Here is a 16,606-nt window from a genome sequence, read left to right on the forward strand (position 1 = left end):
CGTATGCAGAAAAGCAATGAGGGGATCTATTTTTGCGCGCTTACATGTTTGCGTGGCAATTTTTCACTATGGGAATAAACATAGACTGCTTTCTCATTGTATGGAATCTATGGTGAGATAGGCTTTTCGATTGTGTATTATATATAATTAATAAAAACACGAGCTAAAAATTAGGCAATAATAAACTAAAAACTATTGGACAATTGCAAAACAAGATGTTAATATAGGTTGTATAGATGTATATACATTAAATAGTCAATATATCTATATAAGGAGGAGCTATGACCAGAGAAGAACGTATCAGAAAAGCCCTTGCAGGTGATGAAGTCGACCGTGTTCCCTGTAACGTGTGGATGCACCTTTCAGAGGTGGATCAGGACCCTCGCTCTCTAGCGGAGGCAATGGCCGCTTACAATGAGGAGTATGATTTCGACTTTATTAAAATGATGCCTTTTGGTGCTTACAGCACACAGGATTGGGGCGCAAAAATAAAAATATATTGCGACTGCTACAAAGAACCTGTTATTGTAGAGTCGGGTATTCGGGATGTGCGGGATTATACCTGCATTGAGCCATTATCGGCCACTTATGGCACATGGGGCAAAACACTGCAGGTTGCACAGCATCTTTCAAAGGTGGTTGCTGCAAACACACCATTTTTGCAGACCATCTTCAGCCCTGCCACAACGCTGAAGAAGCTTGCCGGCAACCGCCTACTTGCGGATATGATGGAACACCCTCTCGAAGTGCATCAGGCACTGCGTGCCATTACAGAAACAACTGTTAACTTTGTAAAGGCCAATATTGAAGCAGGTGTAAGCGGCTTCTTCTTTGCCACCCAAACCGCAACCTACGATTATATGACCGATTTGATGTACGCCGAATTCTGCAAGCCCTATGACTTGGAGGTTCTTGATACATACAAAGATCAAACATGGTTTAACGTGATTCATATTCATGGCTCCAACATTATGTTCGACACAGTCAGCCAGTATCCCTGCAATTGCCTCAATTGGCACGACCGGGATACGGCCCCTGATATGAAAACGGCAAGAGAAACTGTATGCAAGACCTTCCTGGGCGGCATACAGGAAGTTCCCAACATTATCAACGGTGTGTTGGATTATGACAGCTTTTTGCGCCGAAGCACACCCGATCAGGTAACCACCCATGTGCAGGAAGCCATTGCTATGGTGGATGGCAGAGGGCTTATCATTGGCCCTGGCTGTGTATGCGACCCCAAAACCACAAAAGAAAACCTTCATGCAGTTAGAAAAGCCGTTGAGCGCCAACCGGTGTTAAGCCAGTCGTAAAATTTTGAGGAGGTGTAGTTATGAATGTTCAGAAGGGCCTAGAAGTTGAAGCAAAAGCAGAGGCAAAAGAATTTCCAAGTGGCTTAGTAATCATTTGCGGATTGATTTTACTTGCCGCACTGTTGACCTACATTATTCCCGGAGGCGAGTATGTAAGAAATACCGTTGACGGCCGAGAAGTGGTTGACCCCAATTCCTTTAGTTATGTAAAATCCACGCCCTCTACCTTAATGGATATTTTCACTTCGATTCCCAAGGGCTTTCAGTCCACCAGCTGGATCTGCTTTTTGATCCTTATTGTGGGCGGAGCCTTCAACGTGATCAGCGATACCGGTGCCATACAGGCCGGGCTCCACTCTCTTTTGCGCAAAAGCAAGGGCAGGGATATTTACTTTATTCCATTTATCGTGCTGCTTTTCTCCATTGTCCCCACAATGATGGGTACATTGGAGGCGTATCTGGCCTTTGTTCCCTTGGGGGTTATGCTGGCACGGTCTATGGGCCTGGATGCGCTGGTGGGTATTGCCATCACCGTTTGCGCAGGCGGTGCCGGTCTGGCCAGCGGCATTACAAATCCCTTTAACATCGGCGTTGCCCAAGGGTTGGTGGGGCTGCCTGTTTTTTCAGCTATGTGGCTGCGTGTGCTGGCCTTTATCGGGTTTAACGCTTCGGTTTCTTTTTGGACCATGAAATATGCCTTGAACGTTAAAAAAGATCCCAGAAACAGCTGGATCTATGACGTTGAGCAAAGAGCCGGCGGAGCTGGTGGCGATATTGAGGCTCCTGAATTTACTCTTCGCAGAAAATTGGTTTTGCTCACCATCTTTGTAGGTATTTCTTATGTCATCTACATGGCTCTTACCGGCGGAGATTTCAAAAATGGAATTCCTGCTGTCTTCCTGATGATGCTGGTTGTGGTTGGCATTATCATGAAATACTCCCCCAACGAAGTATTCCGCCAGTTCGGAAAAGGCGCACAGAGCGTTGTAGGCGGTGTGCTGGTTGTAGGGTTTGCAAAGGCAATTGCCCTTCTGTTGGATAATTCCGGTACCATCGACACCATCATTCATGGTGCTGTGCAGATGCTCAACGGTGCTTCGGGTGTGCTGACTGCGGAAATCATGTATTTGATTGGTCATATCGGTAACTTCTTCATTATTTCCGATGCAGGTCTGGCAACCGTTATTGTTCCTATCCTTTCGCCCATCGGCGATATGGCCGGTATCACCCAGCAGACTGTCTGTGCGGCGGCTATCTTTGGCGGTGCCCTTGGCAACATGATTATGCCAACTTCCCCTCTCACCTCAGGTGCCATTGCCATGGCCGACATCGACTACCGTGTGTATCTTAAATTTGTACTTCGAATATTCCTTACTAACAGTGTGTGGGCGGCCATACTGGTTGCTGTTGCTGCCATTGTTCAGGTAGGACCCTTTTAACAGAGGAGAACATGCACAATGAACGAGCTGCTTAAACGAGCCCTTTCGCTGAAAGATGAGCTGAAAGCAAACCGCAGATATCTGCATCAGCATGCCGAATTGGGTATGCATCTGCCGGTAACAGCTAACTTTGTAGAGGCAAAACTTCAGGAGATGGGTTACGCGCCGCAGCGGCTTGGAGAATATGGGATTATAGCGCAGGCGGGTAAAGGCCATAAAGGCAAAACGATTCTCCTCCGGGCGGATATGGATGCCCTTCCCCTGCTTGAAGAAAGCGGCCTGCCTTTTGCATCACTGACACAAGCAGCCCATTGCTGCGGGCATGACCTGCATACAACAATGCTTTTGGCCGCAGCGAAACTTCTAAAAGAACAAGAAGGCGCCCTTAGGGGAACCATTCGGTTTCTGTTTCAGCCCGGTGAGGAAACCGGCGAGGGTGCAAAAGCGATGATCGAGGCAGGGGTTCTTCAAGATCCCTGCCCCGATGCAGTTGTTGCTTTGCATGTCAATGCCAAAGCGCCGCTGAACCAATTGAGCTATGGAATAGGGCGAACGTTTTCTTCCAATGATCAAATCGACATTGTGGTGCAGGGTGCAGGTGGCCACGCCGCGCGCCCCCATGAGGCTGCCGACCCGATTCAAGCCGCAAATCATATTTGTTTGGCGCTGCAAACAATTCGCATATCCAACATTATGCCCATGGAGCCGTTTATTTTGACCGTAACTGCCATTCAAGGGGGAACCGGCTATAACACCATTCCCGATGCAGTGACCATCAAGGCCACTCTTCGGGCCTATAACGAGGCTATCCGGATTCAGGGGCACAAGCGGATCAAAGAAATTTGCAGCACTACGGCACAAGCCTTGGGAACCACCGCCCGGGTGAGCTTTTCGGCCGGTATCCCGCCCATGGATTGTTCCCCTGATTTCACAAGGGAGCTTCTGGGCTATGCGGGAGAGGTTCTATCCGCCGAAAGCATTGCAAATCAAGGCGAAGTGAAAATGGGGTCGGAGGATTTTGCGTTTATCACCAGCCTTTACCCAGACAGCAGCGGCTATCTCTTTATTGGAGCCGGGCCGGATAAGGCAACCGGATACCCCTATGGGCAGCATAGCTCAAAAGTGGTTTTCAACGAAGATGTATTGCCTTATGGAGCTGCCGTGATGGCGCATTGTGCAGTGAAATGGCTGGAAAATACAGAAAAATAGGCGGGTCTTAATCCACCTGCACCTCCATACGTAAGAAATAGAAAAACAGCTTGCCTTTTTCAGCGGTCATGTGCCAAAAGGTCACTTTGCTGAGAAAAGGCCAAATAAAGGATTGGGAGGATGGAAATGGAAAAGCATTCGGGACTGTATAAGGCTTATGTAGACATTATGGAAAAAGAGCTGGTCCCTGCCATGGGGTGCACCGAGCCGATTGCCATATCATACGCAGCGGCAAAGGCCCGTGATTTGCTGGGAAAGCTGCCGGAACGGGTTGTGGTAGAGGCCAGCGGCAACATCATCAAAAATGTAAAAAGCGTGGTTGTTCCCAATACAAAAGGCCTCAAGGGCATTGAAGCGGCAGCCGCTGCCGGTTTAATCGCCGGGAAATCCGAGCTTCTTCTTGAGGTTATCAGTCAGGTCAATCCGCAGCAGCGCACGGAAATTCAAGATTATCTGCAAAAAAACCTCATTGAAACCCGGGTGGCGGATTCCGATCTTGTCTTTGACCTTATTGTCAGAGTATATGCCGGAAAAGACAGCGCAGTGGTGCGAATTGTCAACGAACACACCAATATCGTATATATGGAAAAGAATGGTGCCATTCTGCTGAAAGATCTGTTCCGCTCATCCGACAGCGATGAAGAGACAAAAGAAAACATCCTGACAGTAGATGGTATTCTGGATTTTGCCGAAACCTGTGATCTGGAAGATGTGCGGCATATTATCAGCCGGCAAATTGAATACAACATCAATATCGCCGAGGAGGGTCTCACAAACGATTGGGGAGCCAACATCGGAAAAATTATTATGAAAAGCAACGATCCAAGTGATATCCGAACAAGAGCCAGAGCCAAGGCCGCAGCAGGCTCGGATGCGCGAATGAGCGGCTGTGAAATGCCCGTGGTGATCAATTCGGGCAGCGGCAATCAAGGTATTACTGTCTCGGTGCCTATCATTGAATATGCAAAAGAGCTGGGCAGCACAGAGGAAGAGCTCTACCGGGCCTTGGTTCTTGCCAACCTGCTGGGCCTGCACCAGAAGGCGGGAATCGGACGTCTTTCCGCCTATTGCGGGGCGGTCAGCGCCGGCTGTGCATCAGCTGCTGGGATTGCTTATCTGATGCATGAAAGCGACTGGGTCATCCAGCATACAGTGGTAAACTGCTTGGCGATTACCTCCGGCATTGTGTGCGATGGAGCAAAGCCCTCCTGTGCTGCCAAAATTTCTTCTGCAATCGAGGCCTCTTTTCTGGCGCTGGAAATGGCCAAAAATGGGCAGCAATTCAAAGGCGGAGACGGAATTGTTAAAAAAGGCATCGAAAACACCATCCAAAGCGTTGCCAAGCTGGGGAAAGACGGCATGAGAGGAACCGATAAGGAAATTCTTCAAATTATGGTAGGCAGTAACTAACCGCACAACCGTTCATCAAGAATATCCGGGAAGTTAGAGCATAGGGCTGGTCTATAGGCTTTAAGCTATTTCTCTCGGGTATCTTTAAGCAAAATGCAGCCCCTATACTTATACCTTTCCAAGAGCAAACTGCTCTCCCTTTTTTAGATCGTTATGATGAAAGTGTGTCATATCGTCTGATCTTGGGGGAACGGTTTGTTTTTTGTTTTGGGCCTATGAACAAAGAGGCCAATATTTATTTTATATCACTGTGAATTTGACATTCCATATTAAATAAAGTTCATTTTCCTAATAACTATAAGGGGCACGGCAAAAATTCTTACTTTAAGACTGCACAAGTTTAAAAACCGGCTGTTGGCAGGCCTAATTGGCATTTCACGCAGAGGCAGGCGGACAGCTCCCCCGTTGCAAAGCGCACACATTTTGGAACAAATAACCGTATGATAAGCTAGACAGCTGTTTGCATTTCCCTACCACCATGTACGGAAGGAGCACCCGGAGCGATGATTGTACAAATAAACAATGTCGACCTGACATACCAAGCGCCGGACGGAGAAATAGATGCGCTGCGCGGGGTTGATTTCGAAATTTACGACAGAGAATTTGTCAGTATAGTGGGACCATCAGGATGCGGCAAATCCACTTTACTGTCTGTAATCGCCGGGCTTGAGCCGGTCTCGGCAGGCTCGGTATATGTAGATGGCGATGCCGTTACGGCACCATCACCCAAGATCGGCTATATGCCTCAAAAAGACCAACTGTTTTCATGGAGAAATATTTGGTCCAACGTCACCTTGGGGCTGGAATTACAGCACCAAAACACAGCGGAACGTCAAAAATATGTTCATGAGCTTTTAGAGCGTTATGGGTTGAGCGAATTTCTTCAAAAAATACCATCCCAGCTGTCCGGTGGTATGCGTCAACGATGTGCACTAATCAGAACCTTGGCAACAGACCCAAAGATACTATTGCTGGATGAACCATTTTCAGCCTTGGATTACCAAACAAGACTGTCTGTGTCCACCGATATCTATACAATTATCCGCCAAGAATGCAAAACTGCTTTGCTGGTTACCCACGATATTTCAGAGAGTATCAGTCTTTCGGATCGGATTATCGTTTTAAGCAAGAGACCGGCTGCTGTAAAATCTATTCACAGCCTTGAGGAGCTGGCCGGAATTTCGCCTATGCAGCGGCGGGATCACCCTGCATTCCGAAAGTATTTCAATACCATCTGGAAGGAGTTGGATATCAATGTCTGAGCCAGCCATCTCCCAACAGCGAAAAATGTACTTAAAAAAGAGAAAGCAAACCAAGGCAACCGTTACCGCACTGCGTATCGGCATTTTGGTCGTTCTGTTTACCGGCTGGGAAATTGCCGCACGTCTGGGCGCCATTGACGCATTTATCGTCAGCAGCCCTTCGAGAATGTGGAATACCTTCATGAGCCTATACCATTCCGGTGATCTGTGGCTTCATGTGGGTACTTCTGTTATGGAAACCATCGTGGGCTTTATCCTTGGTACTTTGGTTGGTACTGTTATAGCCATTTTTCTTTGGTGGAGCAATTTTTTATCCAGAGTGTTAGACCCTTATCTGGTCGTTCTGAATGCTCTGCCTAAAACAGCACTGGGGCCTATCTTTATTGTTTGGATCGGCGCCGGCCCCTCCTCTATTATTGCTATGACACTGGCCATATCCTTGATTGTGACAATTCTCGATATGCACAACGGCTTTTTGGATACCGACCCCCAGAAGATTCGTTTGATGCGTACATTAGGCGCCACTCGAATGCAGATTTTAATGAAGCTGGTGCTGCCCGCAAACTTCACTACAATGATCAATGCCTTAAAGGTAAATGTCGGTTTATCTTGGGTGGGTGTAATCATGGGCGAATTTTTGGTTTCCAAAGCTGGCCTCGGTTACCTGATCGTCTATGGTTCTCAGGTCTTTAAAATGGATCTGGTTATGACAACGGTTTTGATTTTGGCCGCAGCGGCTGCACTTATGTATCAGTGCATCCTGTGGATCGAAAAAATTATGAAAAAACATTTGGGAGTGACAGTATGAAGAAACTACTTGTTCTGGGATTAACGATTGTGCTGCTGGCAACTCTGTTTTTAGGATGCAGCAAAAAACAAGAAGTAACAACGATACAGCTGAATGAAGTGACACATTCCGTGTTCTACGCCCCGCTGTATGCAGCGCTGGAACTGGGCTTTTTTGCCGAGGAGAACCTGAATGTGGAGCTAACCAATGGCGGCGGCGCCGACAAAGTCATGACCGCCGTTTTGGCCGGGCAGGCCGATATTGGTTTTGCCGGACCGGAAGCTTGCCTTTATGTTCTCAATGAGGGCCGAGAGGACTATCCGGTTATCTTTGCTCAGCTCACCAAGCGTGATGGTTCCTTTTTGGTTGGCCGCACGGATGAGGACTTTAAATGGGAAAACCTGAAAGGCAAAACCATCATTGGCGGCCGCAAGGGTGGCGTTCCTGAAATGACGCTGGAATATGTAATGCGTCAAAATGGTGTGATCCCTAATGTGGATGCAGTGGTGGATACCTCTATACAGTTCAACATGATGGCAGGTGCCTTTACAGGCGGCAGCAGTGACTATGTAACCCTGTTTGAACCCATTGCCACCGAGGTTGAGCTGGAAGGCAAAGGTTATGTACTTACCTCCATTGGTCAGGAAAGCGGCGAAATTCCTTACACAGCCTTCTTTGCTTCTCAAAGCTACATCAAGAAAAACCCTGCCACCATACAAAACTTCACCAATGCCGTTGCCAGAGGGCAGAAGTGGGTGCAGGAACATAGCGCAGAGGAGATTGCCAAAGCGATTGTTGACCAGTTCCCCAGCACCGAGCTTGATGTGTTGACCCTCGTTGCCCAGCGCTATAAGGACATTGATGCATGGAACGAAACCCCTGTCATGAAGCAGGAATCCTTAGAGCGTCTCGAAACCGTTATGGAAACCGCCGGTGAGTTGGATAAGCGAGTTGACTTCAATAAGCTGGTGGATAACAGCTTTGCTGAGAAAACAAGCAAATAACCGTTTCTCAAAACACCGAACCAAACATTTCCAACCGAGCGCATCAATCCATAGAAAAACAAGGCTGGCGGTTTATATTCGCTGGCCTTGTTTTAATTCAACATAAAACAACCACCATATTGGCCCCGAATCATTTCAAACAAAGCGTTGCCAAAAGAATATAGAACCTTAAAAATATTATTAATACTCCGGCATAGCTGCATACACAGCGCCGACAAATGCAAAAACCCGTCCAAGAGAATGCACTGATTGGTTCAGTGCATTCTCTTGGACGGGTTTTTGCATATCATCAAGACCTTTTTAAAGACTGTAGAGCTTAATCTGCCACCTGTGCTATTGCTTCGATCTCACACAAAGCACCCTTTGGCAGGGCTTTTACAGCAACACAGCTGCGTGCCGGCTTGGAGGTGAAATATTTGGCATAGACCTCATTGAAGGATGCGAAATCTTCCATGTTTGCAATATAGCAGGTTGTTTTGATCACCTGCTCAAAAGAACTGCCCGCAGCTTGCAAAACAGCACCGACATTTTTGCAGCTTTGTTCGGTTTGAGCGGCTATTCCCTCCAATATATTCCCGGAAACAGGATCTGTGGGGAGCTGCCCGGAAGTATAGACCAATTCTCCCACTACATAGCCTTGAGAATATGGGCCAATCGCACACGGCGCATTGGGAGTGGATACGATTTTCATGTTGCCTTTCCCCTTAATTAAAGATATTACCTACCACTTGGAAGCCGAATCGCATGATGGCCCCGGAACCTAAAGCAGCAACGCCGCAAGCTGGCTGCTATCGGGGATATCCCCTGCGCTTTTGCCGTAATGAACATGAAGCAGCTGGCCCTCACGATTTGCAACAAACAAAGCGGGCAGCTGAAGCTCTTCCCCTTCGTAATCACCATGCTTGATTCCACGGGCGCTGCTTTTTACAATTTTCCCTACTGTTTTAAAATCCAGCATGCCCAAAGTTGCCGAAGCCTTGCCGATCCCGAGCATCGAATACAATGCGCCGTTGGGATCACAGATAATATCAAACGGCAATTCTCCCAGAGAAAGCTGTGCTGCGAGCTTATCAGGGGAAGACTGCAACACAATGAGGATTGCTGTATCCTCGGCAACGATTTGATCGTAGTTTTGTGCGATTTCCTGGATATCCAGCTGGCAAATCGGGCACCCATAATACCGCAGAAACAATATTGCGGTCTTCCGGTTTGCACGCAGCGTGTGGCTCAGCTTTAACCCTGATGCAAAAGGTGTTTGATATTCAAAATCCGGCATGCACTTTCCTGCTGTGAGCTGGCTATTTACTTTCATATCCTTATTCATCGGCCACCGTTGCCGCAAGAGCTGCCTGGGCATGTCTAAGGATGAAAAGGTGCGGCTCATACACAAGCTGAGCGATATGGGAATCATGTCAATGCGTGGGGCCGCAGAAGCGATTATGGAGAAAATCAGCATTTCTAAAACCACTTTATACCGGTATCTTGGTGAATCCGCTAAGTGAAGGCTTGCTGTGGAATATAGCAAATATAAGCGGTGTTTTTAAGGCCGCAACAAAAAAGTGAGAACCTCCAGCTCAACCGGAGGTTCTCACTTTTTTAAATCATTCTTCTTTTGGGCAGTTTCTATCGGATATGCTTTACCGCTGCGCTCTGCACAGCAAGGCCCTGCCTATAGCGCAAAAGATATTCTGCGAAACCCTGCACATCACGTTCCATAGGCTCAACACAGGTGACTTGGGTATCCGCAAAAATCTGTTCCTGCAAATATTGCTCCAAGGGTAAGGCCGAAGCATGGCCAGAAGCAAGATAAGCGGCCAGCAGGGCAATGCCCCATGCTCCACCCTCGCTTGCGCCGGACATCACCGCCACAGGCGCATTCAGTGCTCCCGCCATTAGCTGCTGCCCGACACGCTCGGTCTTGAACAGCCCGCCATGGCCCATCATTCGTGTCAGACGAACCTTTTCTTGCTCGGTTAAAATATCCATTCCGATACGCAGCACAGCCATGGTGGAAAATAAAATGCTGCGCATAAAATTAGGCAAGTTAAAGGCCGCATCCGGCAGACGTGCAAAGAGGGGTCTCCCCTCCTCCAGGGCTGTGATCGGCTCACCGGAGTAATAGTTGTAGCTCAAAAGTCCGCCGCAATCCGGGTCGCCCTGCAGAGCAGTCTCATAGAGCAAATCATAAAGCCGGGGCTTGCTGATCTGCGCACCGGATAAATCAAGCACCTGACGAAACAGCTTGATCCATGCATCCAAATCGCCGGTGCAGTTGTTGGCATGCACCATGGCAACGTTTCGGCCTGCGGGTGTTGCCACAAGATCAATCTCGGGATACATCCGGCTCAGGGGGCCATCCAGCACCAGCATAGCGAAGATGGATGTCCCAGCCGATACATTCCCCGTTCCGGAAGAAACACTGTTTGTCGCCACCATACCGGTGCCCGCATCCCCCTCGGGAGGGCAAAACGGAATACCCGCCCGCAAGGAACCGGATGGATCAAGAAGCCTTGCCCCCGCATCGGTTAAGGCTCCGCCGCTTTGCCCGGCTGTGAGCACACGGGGCAAAACCTGCTCCAGCTTAAAGGAATAACCCCGTTCTGCCAGAATGCGGTCGTAAGTATCCACCATAGAAGCGCTGTAGCCACCGGTTGCATCGTCCACAGGGAACATGCCGGAGGCATCACCAATACCGAGCACCTTTTCGCCGGTCAGCTGCCAATGCACATAACCGGCCAGTGTGGTTAAATAAGAAAGCTCGGCCACATGTTCCTCACCATCCAGCACCACCTGATGCAGGTGGGCAATGCTCCACCTCAGGGGGATATTAAAGGCAAAGGCTTTGGTGAGCTGCTCCGCCGCCTGCTCGGTTGTTGTGTTCCGCCACGTGCGAAAGGCCGCCAACTGCTTCCCTTCGCAATCAAAAGGCAGGTAGCCGTGCATCATGGCGGAGATGCCCATGCTTCCGATTTGAGAAAGCGCTGTGCTGTATTGCTTCTGTACATCCTCAGCCAAATCGGCATAACAGTGCCGCAGGCCGTTCCAAACATCGTCCATGCTGTATGTCCACATGCCATTGATCAACTGATTTTCCCAATCAAAGCTTCCACTGGCAAGAGGGGTGCCGTTCCAGTCAATCAAAACCGCTTTGATCCGGGTGGAGCCAAGCTCAATACCAAGGGAAGTCTGCCCCGCCTCAATATGCTGCTTTGCATTTGCCGCCATACCCGCTGCCTCCTTACTTTATTTTCATCCGGCAGGTGCACCAATGCAGACCTGCACCTTATTCATAGAGTGGGCCATATAGAGCACAGGCTCTGTAATCGGCACCAACGGGATCGGTGGCACCAAAAGCACCCCATGCATGGGGACGGAACAGTGCTTCCTCCGAAAGGTTATGCAGGCTTACGGGAATGCGCAGCATGCTGGCAAGGGTCACCAAATCCGCCCCTACATGTCCGTGGGCGAAAGCGGCGTGGTTGCTGCCCCATGCGGCCATCAGACCGTATACATCCTTGCAGGGGCCATTCTCTGTCAAGCGGGGCGTAAACCAAGTGGTTGGCCAAGTGGGATCAGTACGCTGATCCAGCACCTGATGCACCCCGTCCGGCAGCACAACGCTCCAACCCTCAACAATTTGAATGGTAGCCCCAATGCCTGCGACAAGGTTGAGGCGAATCATGGTCAGCGGCATTTCAGCCTGTGTTTTGAAATGGCTGGAAAAACCGCCGCCGGGGAAATAATCCAGTGCAGCCGGGCACCAGTCGGTGGCTTTAAGGCAGGCATCAACATCCTCATCCTGCATTTCCCACCATTTTTTCATCACACCATTGCCGTTTTCATCCTTGGAGGCACCGGTGGCATCCAGCGCAGCGGAGCCGCTGTTGATCATATGTATAGATCCGTTTGCCGCTCTATCCTGTGGGGTCCATCCGGTAACACGCTCAATGGCATCGGGGCTCCAATAGGTGCGGACATCGGCAAACAGGCTTGCCTTTCCGGTCAGCAGATTGGCAAAGAGCATGCTGATGCCGTTGCTGCTGTCGTTCTCGGTTGCAAAAATAAGGGGTGCTCTTTTCCCGTTCCAATCAAAGCTGGTGTTCAAAATGGCCTCGCAGAAATCCGCGTTAGGCATCCAATCACTCCACATGCGCTGGCCTTGGAATCCGCCCAGAATAGCGTTGCGCCCAAGGGCCGCCTCGTGGTAACCATCTTTGGCAAGAGCCTCGTTGCCGATCATGATGTCACGCATAATCATGCTCATTTTAACAACGGTGGCCAGTTCCTCTGCTTTTTGTTCCTCGCTGTGCTGCCAATCTGCCGGGTTTTTATCAAAGCCGATGGGGCACTTTTCTTTGGCCCATGCATAGGCCTTTTCAAACTCGGCCTTATCATACAGCTCCAACTTCAATCGGCGGCTCACTTCGCTCATATCCACCCATTCGGCTCGAATGCCGAAATAATCCTGCATAAACTGAGGGTCCAAGAAGCTGCCCATAATGCCCATGCTGACAGAGCCGATGCCAACATAAGCCTTGTTCCGCATCTGCCCCACTGCAACGGCACACTGGGCAAATCGTAGAATTTTTTCCGCCACATCCGCAGGGACAGACGGGTCGTCCGCATCCTGTACATCACGTCCATAAATGGAATAGGCTGGCAGGCGGCGCTGGTTGTAGGCGCTCAAAACCGCTGCCAAATAGACTGCGCCCGGCCGCTCTGTGGCGTTGAGACCCCATACCGCCTTGATGGTGAGCGGGTCAAGATCCATTGTTTCGCTGCCATAGCACCAGCAGGGTGTTACGCTCAGGGTAGCGCAGACATCCTCCTTGGCAAACTGGGCAGCACAGCGGGCCGCTTCTTCGCCACCACCAATGGTACAGTCGGAAATCACTACCTTTGCCGGGGTTCCATCGGCATAAAACACCGATGCTTCGATCAGTTCCTTTGCCGCTCTTGCCATCTGCATGGTTTTTTCTTCCAAACCGCTGCGGACTGCCTGCCGACCGTCGATAATCGGTCGAATGCCAATTTTAGGATACTGTTTCATAACAATCCTCCTTTGTTGATTGGTTTCACCGTTATATCTACTTTATAGTTGTATAGGTTTATAACCACTTCATACTCATCTGCGCGCAAGGCGTGTCTGCGAGCTTCGCCCGCAGCTTCAAAATTGCATTGCAGTTTTGAAGCTATATGAGTATATGTTTTGAACAAGCATATAGAACAACTCAGGCTATTTTACTATGCGCTCCCGCAGAGCAAGGGCCGCTTCCTTCATAATCCGTGCATACTCCTGCACCGCTTCATCTGTAGAAAAATCCAGATTGGGTGAGGACATGCTCAGCGCGCCATACAGGGTATTGGAGCCTGTCAGAATGGGCACACCCATACAGCGCAGGCCATATTCGTGCTCTTCACGGTCAAGTGCATAGCCCTGCCTGCGAACGGTACTAATTTCCTCACGAATTACCGCCTCGTCTGTAATGGTATACTCTGTATAGGCAATTCGATCCTGCCGGAGCACCCGCTCCAATTCATCGGCAGGAAGATGCGCCATCATCGCTTTGCCCAGCGATGTGCAATACATGGCGGCTGTCTCGCCAATGATGCTGCGGTAAGGATAGTCATACGCCTTGGCTTGGGGATAGCTGTTGCAGAGATAAAACACTTCTCCATTGCGATACTTGGCAAAATAAGTAATCACATTCAGCTGCTTTGATACATCCTGCATTACATCGTGAAACAGCCTCTGATAGCCCAAGCGCTCATTGATAATGTAGGAAAATTCCAACAGCTTCAGATCCAAGCTGTAACGGCCTGTTTCGGGATTCTGCTCCAAGTAGCCCAGCTGCTCATAAGTAGATACAATGTTGCTTACGCTGCTTTTTCCCATGTTCAGCATCTTGCTGATTTGTGTGATCCCCAGCTCCGGGTTCTTGGAATTAAAGCACTCCAAAACCTTTAAAGCCTTTGCCAGAGACTTTACCTTGGTCTCCTCCATTCTGCTACACCTGCCTATTGATTAATCTTCTCTTAAGGCCTCTCATCCGCTGCTGCTCCACATTTTTCAAAGTATATCGGCAACAAAGTAGCCTTGCAGAGCGTGTATACGGTCATTATACCATACAAGCGAAGCGCTATGGCATAATTGCCCATGGCCATAGGCCGGGCATAAAAATGGTGTGTATAATGACTGCTTTGCAGTTATTATACCCTGTGGGGACCTGTTTAGAAAGAATTTTCATTCTATTATGCACCGATTCTGCGTTTTTTCGCAAATTGGGCCTTTAATTGAGCCTGTTTTCAGGGTTTTTACCATTAAAAACATCCAGAAGTGCCTGCGCTGTCATCAGCCCCACATTTTCACAAGTTGCATAAGTCTCAGCCGCTGTGTGAGGTGTGGCGATAAAGGTATCCAGCTCAAAGAGCGGATTCTCTGTGCCGGCAGGCTCACTCTCATAGACATCAGATGCAGCCGCCAAAAGCCTGCCCCCTGTGAGTGCATTAAACAGGGCACTTTCATCCACCAAAGCACCCCGGGCCGTATTGATGAAAACGGAGCCCGGCTTCATTTTAGCAAAGGTCTCGGCATTCATGATATGCTGTGTCTCCGGGAGGCTGGGCAAATGCATACTCACAATATCCGCCTTTGCAAGCACTTCATCCATGGATACCATCTCGGTGTTAAGCTCTTTCGCCAGCTCCATATTGGGGTACAGATCATATGCAATCAGCTTAACATCAAAACCACTAAGCTTTTTGGCAACCTTCCGGGCGATATCACCAAAGCCCAGAAGTCCCACGCACATGCCGGTTAAATCCCGGCCCATAAACCGTTCCCATGCGCCTTCTCTGGTTGAACGGTTCAGATTCGGAACATTGCGCAGGCAGCTTAACATAAGCGCAATGGCCATCTCTGCTACCGAGCCGGAGTTCATGCCACGGGCATTGCTGACCGCAATACCGTGAGCGGCAGCACTTTGCAAATCAATGTTATCCACCCCAACGCCAAAGCGTGCGATGACTTTCAGCCGGGGAGCCTTTTGGAAGATCGTCTCATCCCAAGTATCCACGCCGGCAACGACTCCATCAATATCCCCGACCACTTGCAGCAGCTCCTCTTGGGTAAAGGGGCGTCCATGGGGGTTTTCAATTACGTTAACACCGTTTTGCTCCAAAAGCTGTTTCGCCTTCTGGCAGTAAATGGAGTAACCTGTTGCAGTGACCAGAACATTTTTGCTCATATTCTTTACTCCCTTTTCTGTATGATCACAGTGCGTCGTATTCTTCCATCACGGCGGCAATTCTGCGCATTTGCTCATCGCTGAGGGTCAGACCCGGCTGGCGCATATAGCGGCTTCCACGGCCTGCCAATTCACCAACGGCCTTAATGCCTGCATTTCCGTTTTTAAATCCGCCAACCGGCACGATTTTATACAGTACATTGATCTTGGCTTGGCACCGGGCTACGGTGGCAGTATCACCGGCCACAGAGGCGTTATACATCTCCACAAATGCCTCTGCCCGTGCGTTGCTCAAACCGGTTACAACACCGTTCGCACCGCAGAGAAGTGCAGGTGCCGCCAGATAATCTTCGCCCTGAATCCATGAAAAGCCTTCCTTGCGGGGGCCAAACAAACCACGGCTGAACTGGCAGAAATCACCGGAAGAATCCTTGACACCAGCCACATTGTCCATCTCGCTCAGTGTGAGAATGGTTTCCAGGGCAATGGGGTTTGCCGTGGCAGAGGGGATGTTATAAACAATAACCGGTGCAAAGGAATGCTCAATAACCCGACGATAGTGCTCCAAAATCACATTCTGGTCGGCGCCATGGTAATAAGGGGTAGTGGAAACTAAGAAATCCGGGTCCAGATCGCTGAAAGCATCGATTTCTTTCAAGGCCGAATGTGTATTGGAGCTGATGGCCGCAAGGCAGATGAACAGATCATGCCCCACCACATTGCGCACACATTTATAAACTTCCTTTTTCTCTTCTATAGATAGGTAAGCACCTTCACCTGTTCCGCCACAAACAAACAGACCGTGAACACCCACATCTTTTAAATACTGCGCCTGCTTTTCCAGCAGGGAAAAGGAAATCTCACCATCTTCCTTCATGGGTGTGACAATGGCGGGAACAACTCCGCGCAGCGTATGTTTTTGGTTTTTACTCATC

15 protein-coding genes are annotated in these 16,606 nt (G+C 49.4%); 8 read left to right on the forward strand and 7 right to left on the reverse strand.

The genetic code is table 11. From position 1 onward, the window contains the following. The first annotated feature begins 281 nt into the window (after positions 1–281). The 7 genes from U6B65_05165 (at position 282) to U6B65_05195 (ending at position 8,424) form a co-directional block, all read left to right on the forward strand. Positions 282–1,313, forward strand: coding sequence for a uroporphyrinogen decarboxylase family protein (locus tag U6B65_05165; protein ID WRS28523.1), 1,032 nt, complete (start codon positions 282–284; stop codon positions 1,311–1,313). A gap of 20 nt (positions 1,314–1,333) precedes the next feature. Beyond that, positions 1,334–2,752: a Na+/H+ antiporter NhaC family protein gene (locus U6B65_05170; protein ID WRS28524.1), complete on the forward strand. Its 1,419-nt coding sequence runs from the start codon at positions 1,334–1,336 to the stop codon at positions 2,750–2,752. Between the two features lie 18 nt (positions 2,753–2,770). Continuing rightward, on the forward strand, positions 2,771–3,961 hold the full coding sequence (locus tag U6B65_05175; protein WRS28525.1) for a M20 family metallopeptidase: 1,191 nt from the start codon (positions 2,771–2,773) through the stop codon (positions 3,959–3,961). 126 nt (positions 3,962–4,087) lie between these two features. After that, the gene (locus U6B65_05180) at positions 4,088–5,371 is read left to right on the forward strand and encodes an L-serine ammonia-lyase, iron-sulfur-dependent, subunit alpha (GenBank protein WRS28526.1); all 1,284 of its coding nucleotides are present in this window, start codon (positions 4,088–4,090) and stop codon (positions 5,369–5,371) included. A 503-nt stretch (positions 5,372–5,874) separates the two neighbouring features. Next, positions 5,875–6,633 (forward strand): ABC transporter ATP-binding protein, encoded by a 759-nt coding sequence (locus tag U6B65_05185; GenBank protein WRS28527.1) that lies wholly within the window; start codon positions 5,875–5,877, stop codon positions 6,631–6,633. Then, a complete protein-coding gene (locus tag U6B65_05190) occupies positions 6,626–7,441 on the forward strand; it encodes an ABC transporter permease (protein WRS28528.1) in 816 nt (271 codons plus the stop codon). The genes U6B65_05185 and U6B65_05190 overlap by 8 nt, the downstream gene beginning before the upstream one ends. Beyond that, entirely contained in the window at positions 7,438–8,424 is a 987-nt protein-coding gene (locus tag U6B65_05195) for an ABC transporter substrate-binding protein (protein WRS28529.1), read from the forward strand. The genes U6B65_05190 and U6B65_05195 overlap by 4 nt, the downstream gene beginning before the upstream one ends. A 316-nt stretch (positions 8,425–8,740) precedes the next feature. On the opposite strand, the gene U6B65_05200 is transcribed toward U6B65_05195, so the two are convergent. Both U6B65_05200 and U6B65_05205 read right to left on the reverse strand, forming a co-directional pair. Further along, positions 8,741–9,115 carry a RidA family protein gene (locus U6B65_05200; GenBank protein WRS28530.1) on the reverse strand — a complete coding sequence of 125 codons (375 nt, stop codon included), beginning with the start codon at positions 9,113–9,115 and terminating at the stop codon, positions 8,741–8,743. A gap of 69 nt (positions 9,116–9,184) precedes the next feature. Next, entirely contained in the window at positions 9,185–9,700 is a 516-nt protein-coding gene (locus U6B65_05205) for a peroxiredoxin-like family protein (GenBank protein WRS28531.1), read from the reverse strand. Positions 9,701–9,779: 79 nt separating this feature from the next. Between U6B65_05205 and U6B65_05210 the strand changes: the two genes are divergently transcribed. Next, a complete protein-coding gene (locus U6B65_05210; protein ID WRS28532.1) occupies positions 9,780–9,926 on the forward strand; it encodes a helix-turn-helix domain-containing protein in 147 nt (48 codons plus the stop codon). 121 nt (positions 9,927–10,047) lie between these two features. Here U6B65_05210 and U6B65_05215 read toward each other — a convergent pair whose 3' ends face one another. From U6B65_05215 to U6B65_05235, 5 genes are all read right to left on the reverse strand, one after another. After that, positions 10,048–11,649: an FGGY-family carbohydrate kinase gene (locus tag U6B65_05215; GenBank protein WRS28533.1), complete on the reverse strand. Its 1,602-nt coding sequence runs from the start codon at positions 11,647–11,649 to the stop codon at positions 10,048–10,050. A 58-nt stretch (positions 11,650–11,707) separates the two neighbouring features. After that, positions 11,708–13,474: an L-fucose isomerase gene (locus tag U6B65_05220; GenBank protein WRS28534.1), complete on the reverse strand. Its 1,767-nt coding sequence runs from the start codon at positions 13,472–13,474 to the stop codon at positions 11,708–11,710. 186 nt (positions 13,475–13,660) lie between these two features. After that, complete coding sequence (locus tag U6B65_05225; GenBank protein WRS28535.1) at positions 13,661–14,428, reverse strand: IclR family transcriptional regulator; 768 nt, start codon at positions 14,426–14,428, stop codon at positions 13,661–13,663. A 286-nt stretch (positions 14,429–14,714) separates the two neighbouring features. Beyond that, positions 14,715–15,671, reverse strand: a complete 957-nt coding sequence (locus U6B65_05230; protein WRS28536.1) for a phosphoglycerate dehydrogenase — start codon at positions 15,669–15,671, stop codon at positions 14,715–14,717. Between the two features lie 25 nt (positions 15,672–15,696). After that, a complete protein-coding gene (locus tag U6B65_05235; protein ID WRS28537.1) occupies positions 15,697–16,605 on the reverse strand; it encodes a dihydrodipicolinate synthase family protein in 909 nt (302 codons plus the stop codon). Position 16,606: the final 1 nt, after the last annotated feature.

Source organism: Oscillospiraceae bacterium MB08-C2-2 (genome assembly GCA_035621215.1).
In the GTDB taxonomy this organism is placed as follows: Bacteria; Bacillota; Clostridia; order Oscillospirales; family Ruminococcaceae; genus WRAV01.